Genomic DNA, 470 nt, shown 5'->3' with positions numbered 1-470 from the left:
GCCCGACGGTCGACCACTTCGTCGCGAAGTCGAAGAACCGGAAACTCGCCTACGAATGGTCGAACTACCGCCTCAGCGCCGCGTGCGTGAACACCGCCAAGGGCGTGCTGGATGTCGTGGACCCATTCGAGGTGCAGGACGGCTGGTTCGAACTCGACTTCGCGACCCTCGACGTCCAGCGACGCCACGGCGCACCGAACGCGCAGCACCCAAAGATCGACGCCACCCTGTCCCTGTTGAACCTTCGTGACTGCCGACAACAGCGCGAAGAATACGTGACCAGCTACCACCTCGGCCCGGGCGAGAGCGGCATCGATCTCGTCTACCTGGAGCACCGCGCCCCCTTCATCGCCTCCGAACTTCGGCGCCAGGGCTTGCTCCTGCACGGCGACACCTGAACCCCGCGCCCGCGCAGCGACACCTGAACCCGCGCCCGCGCACCTCCCTCCCAGCGCGGTCCTGCACCACCA

General features: G+C 66.8%; 1 protein-coding gene. It reads left to right on the top strand.

Annotated features, from left to right (window positions below; translation table 11 throughout):
* Window positions 1-398: hypothetical protein (locus BN4575_RS22835; protein WP_218060801.1), on the top strand; the 398-nt coding region annotated here is incomplete at its 5' end.
* Between the last annotated feature and the right edge of the window lie 72 nt (window positions 399-470).

The organism is Aeromonas sp. EERV15 (assembly GCF_900079845.1).
In the GTDB taxonomy this organism is placed as follows: Bacteria; Pseudomonadota; Gammaproteobacteria; order Enterobacterales; family Aeromonadaceae; genus Aeromonas; species Aeromonas sobria.
The sequence above is the reverse complement of the archived record's forward strand: the minus strand, read 5'-3'. Positions and strand labels throughout refer to the sequence as shown.